The 13,933-nt window shown below is 66.5% G+C and carries 17 protein-coding genes, 1 tRNA gene and 1 pseudogene; 12 read left to right on the top strand and 7 right to left on the bottom strand.

Annotated features, from left to right (window positions below; genetic code table 11):
- Positions 1 to 115: 115 nt before the first annotated feature.
- The 8 genes from AB7I40_RS04015 to AB7I40_RS03980 all read left to right on the top strand — a co-directional run bounded on the left by AB7I40_RS04015 (position 116) and on the right by AB7I40_RS03980 (position 4,478).
- A complete protein-coding gene (locus AB7I40_RS04015; RefSeq protein ID WP_428343755.1) occupies positions 116 to 664 on the top strand; it encodes a hypothetical protein in 549 nt (182 codons plus the stop codon).
- 187 nt (positions 665 to 851) lie between these two features.
- The gene (locus AB7I40_RS04010) at positions 852 to 1,148 is read left to right on the top strand and encodes a hypothetical protein (RefSeq protein ID WP_428343754.1); all 297 of its coding nucleotides are present in this window, start codon (positions 852 to 854) and stop codon (positions 1,146 to 1,148) included.
- A complete protein-coding gene (locus AB7I40_RS04005; protein WP_428343753.1) occupies positions 1,145 to 1,813 on the top strand; it encodes a recombinase family protein in 669 nt (222 codons plus the stop codon). Before AB7I40_RS04010 ends, AB7I40_RS04005 begins: the two co-directional genes overlap by 4 nt.
- Positions 1,810 to 2,133 carry a hypothetical protein gene (locus AB7I40_RS04000; protein WP_428343752.1) on the top strand — a complete coding sequence of 108 codons (324 nt, stop codon included), beginning with the start codon at positions 1,810 to 1,812 and terminating at the stop codon, positions 2,131 to 2,133. The genes AB7I40_RS04005 and AB7I40_RS04000 overlap by 4 nt, the downstream gene beginning before the upstream one ends.
- Positions 2,130 to 3,428: a tyrosine-type recombinase/integrase gene (locus AB7I40_RS03995; RefSeq protein WP_428343751.1), complete on the top strand. Its 1,299-nt coding sequence runs from the start codon at positions 2,130 to 2,132 to the stop codon at positions 3,426 to 3,428. Before AB7I40_RS04000 ends, AB7I40_RS03995 begins: the two co-directional genes overlap by 4 nt.
- A gap of 118 nt (positions 3,429 to 3,546) precedes the next feature.
- Positions 3,547 to 3,948, top strand: coding sequence for a hypothetical protein (locus AB7I40_RS03990; protein WP_428343750.1), 402 nt, complete (start codon positions 3,547 to 3,549; stop codon positions 3,946 to 3,948).
- Positions 3,949 to 4,152: 204 nt separating this feature from the next.
- Positions 4,153 to 4,338: a YegP family protein gene (locus AB7I40_RS03985; RefSeq protein ID WP_428343749.1), complete on the top strand. Its 186-nt coding sequence runs from the start codon at positions 4,153 to 4,155 to the stop codon at positions 4,336 to 4,338.
- Positions 4,339 to 4,340: 2 nt separating this feature from the next.
- Positions 4,341 to 4,478, top strand: a complete 138-nt coding sequence (locus AB7I40_RS03980; RefSeq protein ID WP_428343748.1) for a hypothetical protein — start codon at positions 4,341 to 4,343, stop codon at positions 4,476 to 4,478.
- 183 nt (positions 4,479 to 4,661) lie between these two features.
- On the opposite strand, the gene AB7I40_RS03975 is transcribed toward AB7I40_RS03980, so the two are convergent.
- The 3 genes from AB7I40_RS03975 to AB7I40_RS03965 all read right to left on the bottom strand — a co-directional run bounded on the left by AB7I40_RS03975 (position 4,662) and on the right by AB7I40_RS03965 (position 7,466).
- Positions 4,662 to 5,828: an HNH endonuclease family protein gene (locus AB7I40_RS03975; protein ID WP_428343747.1), complete on the bottom strand. Its 1,167-nt coding sequence runs from the start codon at positions 5,826 to 5,828 to the stop codon at positions 4,662 to 4,664.
- The gene (locus AB7I40_RS03970) at positions 5,828 to 7,030 is read right to left on the bottom strand and encodes an adenine-specific methyltransferase EcoRI family protein (protein WP_428343746.1); all 1,203 of its coding nucleotides are present in this window, start codon (positions 7,028 to 7,030) and stop codon (positions 5,828 to 5,830) included. Before AB7I40_RS03970 ends, AB7I40_RS03975 begins: the two co-directional genes overlap by 1 nt.
- Positions 7,031 to 7,393: 363 nt before the next feature.
- Positions 7,394 to 7,466, bottom strand: a tRNA-Arg gene (locus tag AB7I40_RS03965).
- A 230-nt stretch (positions 7,467 to 7,696) separates the two neighbouring features.
- On the opposite strand from AB7I40_RS03965, the gene AB7I40_RS03960 reads away from it, so the two are divergent.
- Both AB7I40_RS03960 and AB7I40_RS03955 read left to right on the top strand, forming a co-directional pair.
- Positions 7,697 to 8,854 carry an LCP family protein gene (locus tag AB7I40_RS03960; RefSeq protein ID WP_428343745.1) on the top strand — a complete coding sequence of 386 codons (1,158 nt, stop codon included), beginning with the start codon at positions 7,697 to 7,699 and terminating at the stop codon, positions 8,852 to 8,854.
- Positions 8,851 to 9,045, top strand: coding sequence for a hypothetical protein (locus tag AB7I40_RS03955; protein ID WP_428343744.1), 195 nt, complete (start codon positions 8,851 to 8,853; stop codon positions 9,043 to 9,045). The genes AB7I40_RS03960 and AB7I40_RS03955 overlap by 4 nt, the downstream gene beginning before the upstream one ends.
- A 147-nt stretch (positions 9,046 to 9,192) precedes the next feature.
- Here AB7I40_RS03955 and AB7I40_RS03950 read toward each other — a convergent pair whose 3' ends face one another.
- Both AB7I40_RS03950 and AB7I40_RS03945 read right to left on the bottom strand, forming a co-directional pair.
- A complete protein-coding gene (locus tag AB7I40_RS03950; RefSeq protein WP_428343743.1) occupies positions 9,193 to 9,555 on the bottom strand; it encodes an MscL family protein in 363 nt (120 codons plus the stop codon).
- A 59-nt stretch (positions 9,556 to 9,614) separates the two neighbouring features.
- Positions 9,615 to 10,280, bottom strand: a complete 666-nt coding sequence (locus AB7I40_RS03945) for an SAF domain-containing protein (protein ID WP_428343742.1) — start codon at positions 10,278 to 10,280, stop codon at positions 9,615 to 9,617.
- A gap of 39 nt (positions 10,281 to 10,319) precedes the next feature.
- On the opposite strand from AB7I40_RS03945, the gene AB7I40_RS03940 reads away from it, so the two are divergent.
- Positions 10,320 to 10,538, top strand: a complete 219-nt coding sequence (locus AB7I40_RS03940) for a hypothetical protein (RefSeq protein WP_428344300.1) — start codon at positions 10,320 to 10,322, stop codon at positions 10,536 to 10,538.
- A gap of 62 nt (positions 10,539 to 10,600) precedes the next feature.
- Here AB7I40_RS03940 and AB7I40_RS03935 read toward each other — a convergent pair.
- Positions 10,601 to 10,693, bottom strand: a pseudogene (locus tag AB7I40_RS03935) (FmdB family zinc ribbon protein); the annotation flags it as partial.
- A 52-nt stretch (positions 10,694 to 10,745) separates the two neighbouring features.
- Between AB7I40_RS03935 and AB7I40_RS03930 the strand changes: the two are divergent.
- Complete coding sequence (locus AB7I40_RS03930) at positions 10,746 to 13,349, top strand: penicillin acylase family protein (protein WP_428343741.1); 2,604 nt, start codon at positions 10,746 to 10,748, stop codon at positions 13,347 to 13,349.
- On the opposite strand, the gene AB7I40_RS03925 is transcribed toward AB7I40_RS03930, so the two are convergent.
- The gene (locus AB7I40_RS03925) at positions 13,339 to 13,923 is read right to left on the bottom strand and encodes a 5-formyltetrahydrofolate cyclo-ligase (protein WP_428343740.1); all 585 of its coding nucleotides are present in this window, start codon (positions 13,921 to 13,923) and stop codon (positions 13,339 to 13,341) included. The two genes, AB7I40_RS03930 and AB7I40_RS03925, sit on opposite strands and share 11 nt — an antisense overlap.
- Positions 13,924 to 13,933 lie beyond the last annotated feature (10 nt).

Below are 13,933 nucleotides of genomic sequence, written 5' to 3'. Positions count from 1 at the left end.
CAAGCGAAACGGCAAGCCGTGTGGCCTCCCTCCGATCCGTGGCGGAACCGTCTGTCATAAGCACGGTGGGTCGGCTCCCCAGGTCCGTGCGGCTGCGAACCGTCGACTGATCGAGATGGTCCTGCCGGCCATGAAGGAACTCCACAAGATCATCAACCGCGAGGACGTCGCAGATGCCGACAAGTTGAAGGCGATCAGCATGGTCCTCAACCGCACCGGCTACTCGGAGCGCCAGTCCATCGATATCGGCCTGCGTGAGGAGACGGCATACGACCGGCTCTCCAAGGGTGAGGGTCTGATCATCCAGCGCGGTGCTGACTTGGCGAAGGAGCTTGGCGGCCTGGCCCATCCCGAACTCCCCACCCCCAACGACGGTCAGCCCTTCGATGGGGTGGGGGAGGACGACCTTGAGGCGTTCCTTGAGCACCGCGCCCGTGCTCGTCAGCAGGAAGCCACGACCCGGATCAACAACGACGGCCATGACGTCGTGACCGGGGAGGTCCGCCAGCGCGGTTCGCTCGACCCGTTCCGGACCGAGGAGAGGGAGCGCGAGGAGTACGCCCGGAGCCGGTCGGAGTTCGGCCCGCGCCCGCCGAAGGAGGACCCCGACCGGGCGTATGAGGACCGGCTCCGGGAGCGGGTCGAGGAGTCCGAGCGGCGATGACGGCTCGTGCAGCGGCCTGTCACGCGTTGCAGGCGCTCGGACGGCTCTCCGGACGCCCGCAGCGCTCTCTGGGGCGCAGATCGGCGCTTCCCGAGGACCCCGTGACGCCTGTAGGAGGCTACGGGCTCCTGGCGTAGGCTCCCGACCGAGTAGTTGAATGTTCAACTACTGGACGAAGGAGGCGGAAATGAACGAGAACTACCCGCTTGGACCGGCGCTGACGTTCGTGCCGGATGAGGACGTGGACGTGGCGTTCGCACCCGCGCCGATCAGCAAGGCCGACGCTCGGAGCATCGGGCTGGCGTTCTGTGAAGCGAGCGACGGCGAGCGAGAGGCGATGCTTGCGGACCTGGACCCGAAGATGGTCCGACGCTCGCTGCTCGTGTTCGCCAACCTCGCCGCTCGGCTGGGCGAGCCGGACGCTGCCGCGTATGCCCGCGACCTGCGTGCGGCGATCACCTTCACCAAGGTGCGTGCGTTGTGAAGGTCGTCGGCTACATCCGGGTCAGTACGACCGAGCAGGCACGCGACGGCTACTCACTCGACGCCCAACGCCAGGCCATCGCCCACGAGTGCGAGCGGCGCGGCTGGGAGTTGGTCGACGTGCTCGCCGACGAGGGCTACAGCGGCAAGCGCGACGACCGACCCGCTCTTCAACAAGCTCTGGCGCTGCTCAAGCGGAGGAAGGCGAGCGCCATCGTGGTCGTGCGGATGGACCGGCTCGCCCGGAGCACCCAGCACCTCTGCGAGTTCATCCTCCTGTCGCGTCGGCAGAAGTGGGGGATCGTCGCGATGGACTTCGGCTTCGACACCACGACCGCCAATGGCCGGCTGATCGCTCGCATCCTCGCCTCCGTCGCTGAGTGGGAGTCCGAGGTCAACGGCGAGCGCGTGCGTGAGGGCATGGCCGAGGCGCGGGCATCTCGCAAGGCGAAGGGTCAGCCGGTCCGGTTCGGATTCCAGCGCAAGACCCCGGACGCCGTCGTCGACAAGATCGTCCGAGCACGCAAGTGCGGCGACTCCTTCAACGTCATCGCCAAGCGCCTCGACAAGCAAGGGGTCCCGACCCCGAACGGCGGACAGCGCTGGTACCCGAGCACGGTCGCTCGCATCTACAACGCCGCGCAGCGAGAGCAGGTGTCCGCATGAGGGGCAGCAACCACAGCGGCAGTCCTCCGCTCCCGTACGTCCGGGTCCAGGGCGACTCACTCGACGGCCACCCTCACGGCGGGCGGGACCTCGCACAACCCGAAGCCGCCAACCGCAGGGTCCAGGTCCGCTCGACCGACCACCCGCGCACGGATCGCTGGGTCTCCCTGGTGACGGTCCGCCTGAGCCCGAGACCTATCTATCGGGTGGGAGTGGTGGACGGGTTCAGCAAGCCGGTTCAGGCAGTCGAGGAGTTCCCGACCCTGCGCCGCGCGACGAACGCGCTGAACCGCCTACTGAACGACTGGAGCAAGTCATGAGCACGAAGCCACGGGCCTGGGTCCGGGAGAACCACCGGAGCAAGGCCGAGAAGCGCCACCCGAGCAAGAAGGTGTGGGAGGTCGTGTACGTCGATCCCACGACCCAGAAGCGACGGACCAAGGGCGGGTTCTCCAACAAGGCCGCTGCGGAGGAGTGGGCCGACGAGTTCACCAGCACGGCGCGCAGGGGCCAATGGATTGACCCCGAGCGAGCGCGAGCGACGTTCGGCCAGGTCGCAGACCAGTGGTTCAACAGTCAGCACTTCGACCGCGAGAAGACCCGCTACAACCACCAGAAGATGTTCGGTGGCGACAACGCGCTGATGAAGGCGTTCCGGGACATGCCCATCGGGGACATCACGCCGACCGGCATCAGCACCTTCGTCAAGGAGACCGCACAGTCTCGAGCAGCACAGACCGTCCGACACCAGTTCTATGCGCTCCGGATGGTGCTGGACTACGCCGTCGACAACGACATGCTGCTGCTGAACCCGGCTCGTCGCGTGAACGTCCGTCGTCTGCCGAAGCCAGCCGACATGGCCGAGCACGAGCGGAAGCGCGACCGCCTCACGACCACAGACGTGGACAAGCTTGTCGCTGCGCTGCCCGAGCCGTACGACGTGTACATCCTGCTCCTGGCCGCGACGGGCATGCGACCGGAGGAGGCCTGTGGTCTCACGGTGGGCGCAGTCGATACGACGACGGACAGCCTCTCCGTTCATGAGGTGGTGGTGGAGGTTCAGGGGCGACTCGTCCGGGAGGCGAACACCAAGACGCCCAAGAGCCGCAGATCCATCGACCTCGACCCGTACGCCGGAGCGGCGCTCAGGGACTACATCACCGAGCACAAGCGCCGTGCGGCCAAGTGGTTCACGGATCACCCGGAGCAGGAGCATCCTGGTGACGCGCTGCCGCTGTTCGTCGGGACGATGACCGGCAGGCTCAATGAGAAGTCCTCACTGGAGCGGCTCGACTACTCCAAGCCCATGCGGCACAGCGGCTTCTACAAGCGGTACTGGCGCAAGGCGACCAAGGCCGCAGGGCTCCCGGACACCGTGCGCGTGTACGACCTCCGCCACTTTCACGCGAGCACGCTGCTGGACGCAGGCATGACGGCGAAGGACGTTCAGGAACGCCTGGGCCACGCGAACCCGACGATGACCCTCGACCGCTACTGGCACAGCCGTACCGACGACGAGGCACGTCGAGCACGGCGCGCTGCGGTGGCTGCGGCGATGGGGCGACCGCCCGCCAACGTCACCCCCATCAACACCAGGCGCAGCGGGACGGGCTGAAGCAGTTCGCTCTCCTCCAAAGAACAAAGTGCTTCAAAGGAGTTGTGTCCTCCTCCATGCTCTGGCAGAGTAGGCAGCGGATCGGCCGCCAGGTCGACCGCATGGAAAGGAAATGGTTATGGCTCCTTCGATCGAGGTGGATGCGGCCACCTACCGAAGCCTGGAGTTGGCTGCGCGGCTAACGGGCGTGAGCGTGGGCGGAGTTGTGTCTCGGCTCGTTGCTCAGGCCGTTGAGGGGCCTGCTCGCGACAGCCCCACGCCGGGAGTGAGGCCCGACAAGGTGTCGATCTATGCCGACTACGCCGGGACGCGAACGCATGGTGAGTTCGAATCAAGCTCGAGTCAGATTCAGATCACGACCGGACCTCTCGCCGGCACCACGTATGGCACGCCCAGTCAGGCCGCGGTTGCGGTGGTGCAGCACTACAAGCCCGACGTTGACCCGAATCGGAATGGATGGACGTTCTGGGTGCTCGACGACGGCTCCGGGGCTCGTATTCAGTCGATCCGCCAGCGGTAGCCGGGAGCATTCACCAGGCGCGCGTCACCAAATGTGCGCACCTGCTTGCACTCGTCCATGGCGCAGGTCACACTGGTGGTAAGCCTGGAAGTTACACCGGTGTAGTTATCCACATCTAGTCCAAAAGCCGGTGTGTCGGAAAGTTTCTTTCTGGGCTTCGCTATGGGTCGGGCGTCACGGCTCACTACTAAGTAAGGAGCTGCGATGCAGTTCGAACTGAGAGAGGCGAGCGGAGTCCAGCCGTGGTACTGGCTGATCCGGGCGTCCAATGGGCAGGTCCTCGCGACCAGCGAGACCTACTACAACCGGGACGACGCCATCAGCGCGGTCAACTCGGTCCAGAAGAACGCGGCCAACGCCCCGTTCTACGACATGACGAAGGCGGCCTAGTGATGGCCGGCAAGTCTGGCGCCAAGTCCAGCGTGGGGAAGCGCGGGCGCAGCGCGGTCACCGGTCGGTTCGTGAAGCAGTCGACGGTTCGGAGTAACCCGAAGTCGACCGTCAACGAGGCGACCAAGCGCAAGAAGTGACACCACGTCGCTGACGGAGGGGAAGCCTCCCAGCGTCTAGCAGAACAAGGGAAGCCCCACGCGGCCCGAAGTGATTCAGACACCTCGGAACGAGTGGGGCTTCTCCCTTATCTAAGCGTGACTGTATGGCCGCGTGACAGGCGGGGTTGGCCGATTGAGAAAACAGGAACCGGGCTGGAACCGCTAGCGGTTGCCCTTGGCCCGGTTGTGCGTCACGCACAACATCTCGCAGTTGGCGAGGTCCGTTGCTCCGCCCTTCGACCAGGCAGCCACATGGTCCGCGTCCATCTCGGCCTGCTTGTAGATCTTTGCCTTGTTGGCGTTGCCACCGACCGCGCACAGCGGGCAGTTGGACACGCCGTCAGCCTTGGCCTTCGCGGTTTGCTGCTGGTACCTCGTCGCCCTGGTCTTCTCGTCGAACATTCGGATCGAGAGCAACTTGTGGTCGGTCTTGCCGCCTAGCACGTACTCATAGATGCCCTTGCGGGACGCCACCGCCGGATCGCCGAGCAGTGCGGTGACATCCGCGTCCACCTGGGCCGCGTTGTAAGCGGTGGAGTGGTACTCCTCGTAAAGCCGCCCCCACTCCAGGCCCCGCATCTCCTTGTCCGGTGGCCGAGTGAAGACGCTGCCGATCCAATCAATGACAGAAGTGAAGTAGGCCTTGAGGCTGTCGATGTCGGCATCTCCGCGATGCCGGGCAAGGTACGCGTCCACGGCGATGCCCTGGGCGGAAGACACCCAGTCGAGGGCCTCGGACAGAATCTCCTGTCGCTTGGGATCGCCCTTAACGTACGACGACCACTTCTGCATGTTGGAGTTGTTGGAGTTGCTGTACTCGGCCTTGGCCTTAGTGATGAACGGGCCGGAGTAGATCGCGTTCAGGAGTTCCTGGTTGTTCAGCGGGACGCCTGCGATGTTGATCGTACGGAACCAGTCCTTGATCTCCGTCTCTGTCCCCTTGCATTCGTACACAAGCAGATCGCTGCCAAGAATCTTCTGCTGGTCATTCTTCGGCAGCGAGGAGAACGTTTGCTCCTTGCCGTTGACCTTGATCGCAAACTTGCCCTTGACGAACCGACCGATGCTGGTGATGCGCTGCTGGCCGTCGAGTACTTCTAGGGCGCTGCCCTCGACGTTGAAGTAGATCAAACCCAGGGGGTAGCCCTTGAGTAGCGAATCAATGACGGCAACGTCCTTCTTGCCATCGTTGTAGATGTAGTGCCGCTGGTACTCCGGCTGAATCACGAGCTTGCCGGCCAACCCGAACAGACCCTTGCCCTCAAGTTCGTTGTAGACGAAGCCCTCAAGGACTTCCTCGACCGTGTACTCCTTGAGGTCCGTCTTCATCATGCGTTGTTGCCCTTCCTACGGATGAGGATGCGCTTATAGACCTTCACGTCGTCGATGACGCCAGACATGTTGAGGGGGATCGTGCCGGTCTTGCCGAATCTGCGGAAGTACGCATCTTTCTGATCCTGCGCGCTGTACCAACGGGTGCGCCCAGGGTTGTCGGGATCGCTCGACTCCAGTGTGCCGACGATCTCGAACTGATCGGGATTGTGCCGGTCCAAGTAACCGATGGGGACGCCCATCACCCCGTCGTGGTCGGACGGAATCGCATCCACGTACGGGACTTCGATGACATCGGCGTAGTTGTCGTAGTGCTGGTAGCCGACTCCCCGGACTTCCTTGTGCTTGCTGTACTTGGTGTTGTCCGCGGCGGTCATCAACTGCAGCGGCTCATGGCGTCGCCCGTGGTCGATGTTCGTGAACCAGCAGGAGTTGCCGAGCCGGGTGTAGGTGGCGGTGTCATCTGACTCGTAGCCCATACGAGCAGCCTTGTCGCGGTCCGCATCCTTCACCGGGAACCCCGAGGGGACCCGGAACACCATGTCGGTGTTGTTGCCGGTGGCACCCTTCCAGAGCCGGTTGCTCTTGATCAGAGGGAAGATCCAGTCATAGGTCACGGCCTGGCTATTGCCGATCACGGAGAACCTCTTGTCCGCCGCCATGATCCATCTGACGATGTCCTTGAACAGGCTGAACGGCGGGTTCGTGATGACTACATCGGCTTCGTCCCTGAGTGCCGTGACCTCTGAACTGCGGAAGTCGCCGTCACCGTCGAGGTACTCCCACTGAAGGTCATCAATGTTGAGGACGCCGTCGCCGTTGACGTCCTCCCGGTCTAGAACGAACTTCTTGCCCCGGACGCGGTCCTTGGAGGCGTCGTATGCGGGGCTCTCGGTCTCGAACAGCGACGGCTGGTAGAACGTCCCAGCGGGGTTGGAGTCAGGCGCGTACGACGTCGAGATCAGCTTCTTGAGCCCGAAGTTCGTGAACTGGAGGGCGAAGAACTTGGTGAAGTTCGACCACTCCGGGTCATCACATGGGAGCAGGACTACCTTGTCGCGGAACACGTCGGGCTCGTACTCCAAGTACGCGTTCATCTCACGTTCGATGTCAGCCCACTGGGTGTAAAACTCGTCGTTCCTCGCGGAACGGGCACTAACCAAGTGGGTGTTCTTGAAGGTCGTCGTCGGCTCTGTCATCGCATCGGCCACGGTAGCCGAGCGCACGGACAGAGGGGGTCGGATCGGGTCGGGTCGGAGTCCCGATTTGCAGGCCGCTGCGGGAGGGCGACGACCGAAGCCACCCGTCGGGGGTCCGGACACGTGACAGCGGCGTTGCAGCGCTTGACACGGCCTCTCCCGGCTCCGGACTCGGCCCGGAGCGCCGCCGAGCCGACCCGCTCCCGGAGGACCGTCCCGGCGGACTCGACCACCGTGGCCCGCTCGTGAACCGGCGTGGCCCGTAGCGGCCTGCGACGACGGAAGTAGCGCGGGAGTAGCGCGCTCAGGGAGCCGGTCAGCCTGGCCGGACGGCGAAACATTCTCCGACCAGGCGCTTCTCGGTGCCCCAGGCCAGAGTCGAACTGGCGACCTTTCGCTTAGGAGGCGGCTGCTCTATCCGCTGAGCTACTGGGGCGAGTCGGCGTACATCCTTGCACGCACGAACCAGCCGTTCCGGCACCGGAGTTGCTGCCCGGCGGCGTCGATGTTTTGGTGTATGAGCGGCTTCCCTTCACAATTTGGGTGGGACCACTCCACCCGAGACGTCCCGCCCTGCCCTCGCACCACCACCCGATCGTTGATGGAGAGTCCCTGACCGTGTCAGAAGAGCTAGCGCAAAGTGATGCCCGCCACCGCGGACGCACCTTGAAGCGGCACAGCGCTCTGCGCGTCCTGCTCGCCAGCACTGTCACGATCACCCTGGTCATCGGGCTCGGTGCGGTCTTCTTCTACCGCCACCTCAACGAGAACCTCACGGTCATCGACATCAGCGACAAGGTCGGCGTACGACCCGACCGGGTGGCTCCGGGCAAGCCGATCAACGTCCTGATCATGGGGTCGGACTCCCGGGCCGGCGATCAGGGCACCAAGCAGCTCGAGAACGGCGGAGCCCGCTCCGACACCACGATCCTGATGCACCTGTCCTCGGACCGGAAGTTCGCCTACGGCGTCAGCCTGCCGCGCGACGCGGTCGTCGATCGACCCATGTGCAAAACCGATGACGGCGAGGTGCCGGCCGAGTCGGCGGCGATGTTCAACACCGCGTTCTACTACGGCGGCGTCGCCTGCACGGTCAAGACTGTTGAGTCCCTCACCGGGGTGCGCATCGACCACTGGGTCGTGGTGAACTTCAACGGCTTCAAGGACATGGTCGACGCCATCGGCGGGGTCAACGTCTGCGTGCCCCACGCCATCGACGACGACCAGTACAAGATGCATCTCAAGGCGGGCAACCAGAAGATCAAGGGACAGGCGGCCCTCGACTACGTGCGGGTCCGCCACGGCTTCGGGGACGGCTCCGACATCGGTCGGATGAAGCGCCAGCAGAGCTTCATCGCCTCGATGGCCGCCCAGGTGGTCTCGGCCGGCACCCTGACCCGCCTCGACCGGATGGTCAAGTTCCTCGACGCCGCGACCAAGTCGCTGGCGCTCGACAACGAGGTCGGCAACGTGGTGAAGCTGGCCAAGCTCGGCCAGGAGTTCCAGAGCATCGGTCTCGACCAGATCCAGTTCATCACCGTGCCGTTCGAGTGGTACGAGCCCGACCCCAACCGGATCGTCTGGAAGCCGAAGGCCTCCGAGAAGCTCTGGGCCAAGATCCGCAACGACGAGCCGCTGTCCAAGCGCCTCTCGGCCGACGCCGTCTCCGCGGCAGCGGCGAAGCCCAGCAAAGGCGCGTCATCGTCGGCCAGCCCATCGTCGGATCCCTCGAGCTCACCGACGTCATCACCGAGCAGCCAGACATCCGCCGATGCCGCAGCCGAGGCGGCGGCCGAAGCCGAAGCCAACGGGCTCTGCGCGTGAGCGACCAGGCGGACGACGCCGCCTCCGACCAGACGCCGGCCGAGCCCGATTGGGTACGCCGTCGGCGACTCGCCGCTGTCTTCGGTGACGTGCTGCCCGAATCGACCTCCGACGACCGGGACCCGAGCGCTCCAGCGGGCGACGCCGGCGAGGAATGGCTCAGGGCGCAGGTTCCACCCCACCACGGGTGAGTCTCGACAAGCTCGACCACCGTTCGACAAGCTCGACCACCGTTCGACAGGCTCGACCACCGTCTCGACAGGCTCGAGCGTCGGTGGCAGGCTCGACATGCTGAAGGGCCCCGCCGGTGCGGCGGGGCCCTTCAGTCTGCGCGAGCCTCAGAGCGTCTTGGACTGGCCACCCTGAGCGGCGAGCAGGTCGCGGATCTCCTCGAGCAGCGCGATGTCCGCAGGTGTGCCGGACTCCTCAGCGGGGAAGAACCGCTCCTTGGCCTTGACGTAGGGCGTAACGACGAAGAAGTAGACGACCGCGGCCAGGATCAGGAAGGCGATCACGGCGTTGAGGAAGGCGCCGAAGCTGTTGTCGACGTTGCTGAAGACCTTCGAAGCGCTGTCCGGCATCTGGGCGGTCAGCCAGTTGGTGAAGGTGGTGACGACCGCACCGAACGAGGTGCCGATGATGACCGCGACAGCCAGGTCCACGAGGTTGCCGCGCAGGATGAAGTTCTTGAATCCAGTCATTGAAGTGTGCTTCCTAGAGTGGGGCTCCCCGGCAGGGGTGGTCTGGTCGGAGAGCCACGCTATCGGGTCAGCGTGACACTCAGGTAACCCTTCACCGCCGCATCTGCCACCAATTCGGACATTTCGGGCGTAGCGCCCACAACCACCAATCGGCCACCTGTCGATCCGCCTGCTGAGGCTGCCCCGAAGGAACCGGACGCGTCGGCGGTCGGCAGTGCGAGCACCGTCAGGCTGACGGCGACCGTGTCGGTCCCACCTCCCCGGGGATCGGTGGACAGCAGGTTGATCCGGTCACCGACGCGGAGCAGGGCGACCGCGTCCGCGTCGGGGATCCGCACCGGCAGCGCCACGAGGCCCGACGCACCGCGTTGGGTGGCCAGCAGGCCCGGGCCCACCAGCCGGACGTCGGTGACCGGCTCACCCCGGCGAAGTGGTGCGGCCAGGGTGCGTCCCACGGCAGCGGCCACGTCGCTGGCGCCGTCGGGGGCCGTCCCGTCAGCGAACGCGGTGGTGGTCAGGTCCTCGGGTCGCAGGACCGTCCCGGCCTCCAGGTCTGCCGCCGCGGTGAGCACCAGGTCCGAGGGCGGCGCGGGAGCCGCCGTCGCCCGGAGGCCGCAGAGCACCGCGACTGCCACGAGCACCGCCGCGAGCAGCCTGCGACGGCGCAGAACCGCGCGGCGCAGCCGCAGACGGAAGGTGCTCAGCCGGGAAAGGATCGGACGCATGCGCCGACCGTAGAACGCTCAGCCGATCCGTGCGCCGGCTTGTCCACAGCCACCGAGCCAGCGGCTCAGTCGGACGACTTCGTCGCCGGCGCCGGCTTCGGGGTGCTGGAGGATTCCGAGGACGAGGACTTCGAGGAGGAGTCAGCGGAGGACGAGGAGCTCGTGTCCGACGAGCTGGATGCCGCCGACTCCTTCGTCGTCGCACCCTTCTCGCCACTCAACGCGCTGCTGCTCGCCGCGCGGCTGTCGTTGCGGTAGAAGCCCGAGCCCTTGAAGACCACGCCTACCGCGTTGAACACCTTGCGCAGTCGCCCGTTGCACACGGGGCAGTGCTCGAGGGAGTCGTCGCTGAAGCTCTGGAACTGCTCGAAGGAGTGGCCGCACTCGGTGCAGGCGTACTGATAGGTCGGCACGTTGGGAGAGTTTACGGGTCGTCGGCCATGGGTGGCTCCCTAGGATGCTCCCGTGGCACAACAGCAGACAACGCGACCGTCCTGGTGGCAGACCGTGCGGGTCTGGCCGCGGCCCGCAAAGTGGCTGCTGGGCATCTCGCTGGCGCTCGTGCTGGTCCTGCTCGCCACCGCCGTCGTGGCCTGGGTCGTCGTACGCCGCCCGCTGCCGCAGACCAGCGGCGAGATCCAGCTGCCCGGCCTGACCAGCTCGGTCGAGGTGGTCCGCGACGGCAACGGCATCCCGCAGATCTACGCCGACACGACCGCCGACCTGATGCGCGCCCAGGGCTACGTGCACGCCCAGGACCGGTTCTACGAGATGGACATCCGGCGCCACATCACCGCCGGTCGGCTCTCCGAGCTCTTCGGCGCCGAGACCCTGGACACCGACAAGGCGATCCGGACGATGGGGTGGCGTCGGGTGGCCGAGCAGGAGCTGGCCCTCATCAGCCCCGACACCCGCGCCGCGCTCGAGGCGTACGCCGACGGGGTGAACGCCTACCTCGACACCCACAGCCTGGGACAGATCTCCGTGGAGTACACCTTGCTGCGGGCCACCGGGCTCGACTACACGCCCGAGCCGTGGACCCCGGTGGACTCGCTGGCCTGGCTCAAGGCGATGGCCTGGGACCTTCGCGGCAACATGGACGACGAGGTCGCGCGAGTGCTGCTGTCGGTGAACCACGACCAGGACCGCATCGACGAGCTCTACCCGGCGTACCCCTACGCCACCCACGCCCCGATCGTGGGGGAGGGCGCCGTTGTGGACGGCGTCTTCGAACAGGGTGCGGATCCCGGGGGCACCCGCAATCCGAAGCGTCCAGCGTTCACCCCCGGCGAGGTCGCCGCCGTACGCGACGTGCACCGAGCCCTGCGCAGCGTGCCGGCCCTGCTGGGCTCGGGCCGCGCCGGAGCGGACGGACTCGGCAGCAACAGTTGGGTGGTGGACGGCGAGCACTCGGCGACCGGCAAGCCACTGCTGGCCAACGATCCGCACCTCGGGGTCAGCATGCCCGGGATCTGGTCCCAGGTCGGTCTGCACTGCCGCACCGTCGACGCCGACTGCCCCTTCGAGGTCAGCGGGTTCTCCTTCTCCGGGGTGCCCGGGGTCGTGATCGGGCACAACGCCTCCATCGCCTGGGGGTTCACCAACCTCGGACCGGACGTCACCGACCTCTACCTGGAGAAGGTGCGTGGCGAGCGGTGGCTCTACGACGGCGCCTATCGTCCGCTCACCATCCGCGAGGAGGTGATCAAGGTCCGCGACGAGGACGACTTCAACCTGACGGTGCGCTCCACCCGGCACGGACCCCTGCTCTCGGACGTCTCCCAGGAGCTCAGCACCGTCGGCGCAAACGCCGACGCCCCTCCCGGGCCCGATCCGGGCAACGGCTTCGCAGTGGCCCTGGAATGGACGGCGCTGCACCCGGCCCCGACGGCCGACGCCATCCTCGGCCTGGCGACGGCCTCGAACTGGAGCGAGTTCCGAGCCGCAGCCAGTGACTTCGCGGTGCCCGCCCAGAACCTCGTGTACGCCGACACGGAGGGTCACATCGGCTACCAGGCGCCGGGCCGGATCCCGGTGCGCAAGTCCGGCAACGACGGGCTGGTCCCGTCGGCGGGGTGGCTGCCGGAGAACGACTGGACCGGGACGTCGGTGCCCTTCGAGGCGTTGCCCAACGTGCTGGACCCCGACGAGGGCTTCATCGCGACGGCGAACCAAGCGGTGATCGGCCCCGACTACCGCTACTTCCTCACCTCCGACTGGGACTACGGCTATCGCTCCCAGCGGATCCGGGACCGGCTGCTCGACGAGGGTGAGCTGTCGATCGCGGAGATGTCCGCGCTGCAGCTCGACACCTACAACGCGATGGCCCCGACCCTCGTGCCCTACCTGCTCGACATCGAGCTCCCAGGCGGCTACGACAGCGACGGCCAGCGGCTGCTGGACGACTGGGACTTCGCCCAACCGGCCGACTCCGCCGCCGCGGCGTACTACAACGTGGTCTGGAAGAACCTCCTCCAGCTGACCTTCCACGACGAGCTGCGTGAGTCCCTGTGGCCCGACGGCGGCGGCCGGTGGTGGCTGGCTGTCACCGGACTGCTCCAGGAGCCGGCCAACCCCTGGTGGGACGACCGCACGACCGACGACGTCGTGGAGACCCGCGACGACATCCTGACCACGGCGTTGATCGATGCCCGCGACGAGCTCACCAGGCGCGAGGCGCTCGACCCGAAGCAGTGGACCTGGGGCCGACTGCACCGGCTCGACCTCCACAACGCGACGCTGGGGGAGTCGGGCATCGGGCTGGTCGAGCGGCTGCTCAACCGCGACGGCTACCAGGTCGGCGGCGGTGGCTCGGCGGTCGACGCGACCGCCTGGGACGCAGGACAGGGGTACGACGTCATCTCGGCCCCGTCGATGCGGATGGTGGTCTCGCTGGCCGACTTCGACGCCTCGCGCTGGATCAACCTGACCGGGGTCTCGGGCCACCCGACGTCGGGGCACTACACCGACCAGACCGACCTCTACGTGGCCGGCGAGACGTTGCCCTGGGTCTTCGGGCGCTCCGCCGTGGAGGACGCCGCCGAGGACACTCTCACGTTCACGCCCTGAGCCGCACCACCCCGGCCGGGGTGGCGACGTGGGTCACCGGGCGGTCGTGCGGTTCGGTGGGCACCTGGTCGACGACCTCACCCTCGTAGAGCAGGACGATCGTGGGGGTCCCGACCGGCACCCGCCCCAGGGCCCGGTCGTAGCAGCCGCCCCCGCGTCCCAGCCGGTATCCGCCACCGTCCACTGCAAGGCCTGGCAGCAGGACGACGTCGGCCCAGCCGATCGCGTCCACCCCGACGGTGGGCCCGGTCGGCTCCAGCAGTCCCATGCGCGCGGTCACGAGGTCGCCGGTGTGGACGGCCCAGTCGAGGTCGAGATCGGGTTGCACGACCGGCAGCAGGATCCGCTTGCCCTGCGCCACCAGGCTCTCGAGCAGCGCGGTGGTCCCAGGCTCGGTGCCGATCGAGACGTAGGCCGCGACCGTCCCGGCCCGTCGTACCTCCGGCACGGCGAGGACAGCCTCGGCGATCGCGGCGGCCTGGGCCCCCACCTCGGCGAGCGGACGCCGATTGCGCGCGGTCATCAATTGGTCCCGTAGGGCGGTCTTGTTCTGGGGGGTCTGCGCAGTCACCACGTTCTCAGCC

It is taken from the genome of Nocardioides sp., from assembly GCF_050246775.1.
Classification (GTDB): Bacteria; Actinomycetota; Actinomycetes; order Propionibacteriales; family Nocardioidaceae; genus Nocardioides.
Note: the sequence above shows the minus strand (reverse complement) of the source record. Positions and strands in the feature narration are given on the sequence as shown.

What these genes read in the sequence shown, in the direction of transcription:
- AB7I40_RS04015 (WP_428343755.1), top strand. Translation starts at nt 116, where the DNA reads ATGGTCCTGCCGGCCATGAAGGAACTCCACAAGATCATCAACCGCGAG.
- AB7I40_RS04010 (WP_428343754.1), top strand. Translation starts at nt 852, where the DNA reads ATGAACGAGAACTACCCGCTTGGACCGGCGCTGACGTTCGTGCCGGAT.
- AB7I40_RS04000 (WP_428343752.1), top strand. Translation starts at nt 1,810, where the DNA reads ATGAGGGGCAGCAACCACAGCGGCAGTCCTCCGCTCCCGTACGTCCGG.
- AB7I40_RS03995 (WP_428343751.1), top strand. Translation starts at nt 2,130, where the DNA reads ATGAGCACGAAGCCACGGGCCTGGGTCCGGGAGAACCACCGGAGCAAG.
- AB7I40_RS03990 (WP_428343750.1), top strand. Translation starts at nt 3,547, where the DNA reads ATGGCTCCTTCGATCGAGGTGGATGCGGCCACCTACCGAAGCCTGGAG.
- AB7I40_RS03985 (WP_428343749.1), top strand. Translation starts at nt 4,153, where the DNA reads ATGCAGTTCGAACTGAGAGAGGCGAGCGGAGTCCAGCCGTGGTACTGG.
- AB7I40_RS03980 (WP_428343748.1), top strand. Translation starts at nt 4,341, where the DNA reads ATGGCCGGCAAGTCTGGCGCCAAGTCCAGCGTGGGGAAGCGCGGGCGC.
- AB7I40_RS03975 (WP_428343747.1), bottom strand. Translation starts at nt 5,828, where the DNA reads ATGAAGACGGACCTCAAGGAGTACACGGTCGAGGAAGTCCTTGAGGGC.
- AB7I40_RS03970 (WP_428343746.1), bottom strand. Translation starts at nt 7,030, where the DNA reads ATGACAGAGCCGACGACGACCTTCAAGAACACCCACTTGGTTAGTGCC.
- AB7I40_RS03950 (WP_428343743.1), bottom strand. Translation starts at nt 9,555, where the DNA reads ATGACTGGATTCAAGAACTTCATCCTGCGCGGCAACCTCGTGGACCTG.
- AB7I40_RS03945 (WP_428343742.1), bottom strand. Translation starts at nt 10,280, where the DNA reads ATGCGTCCGATCCTTTCCCGGCTGAGCACCTTCCGTCTGCGGCTGCGC.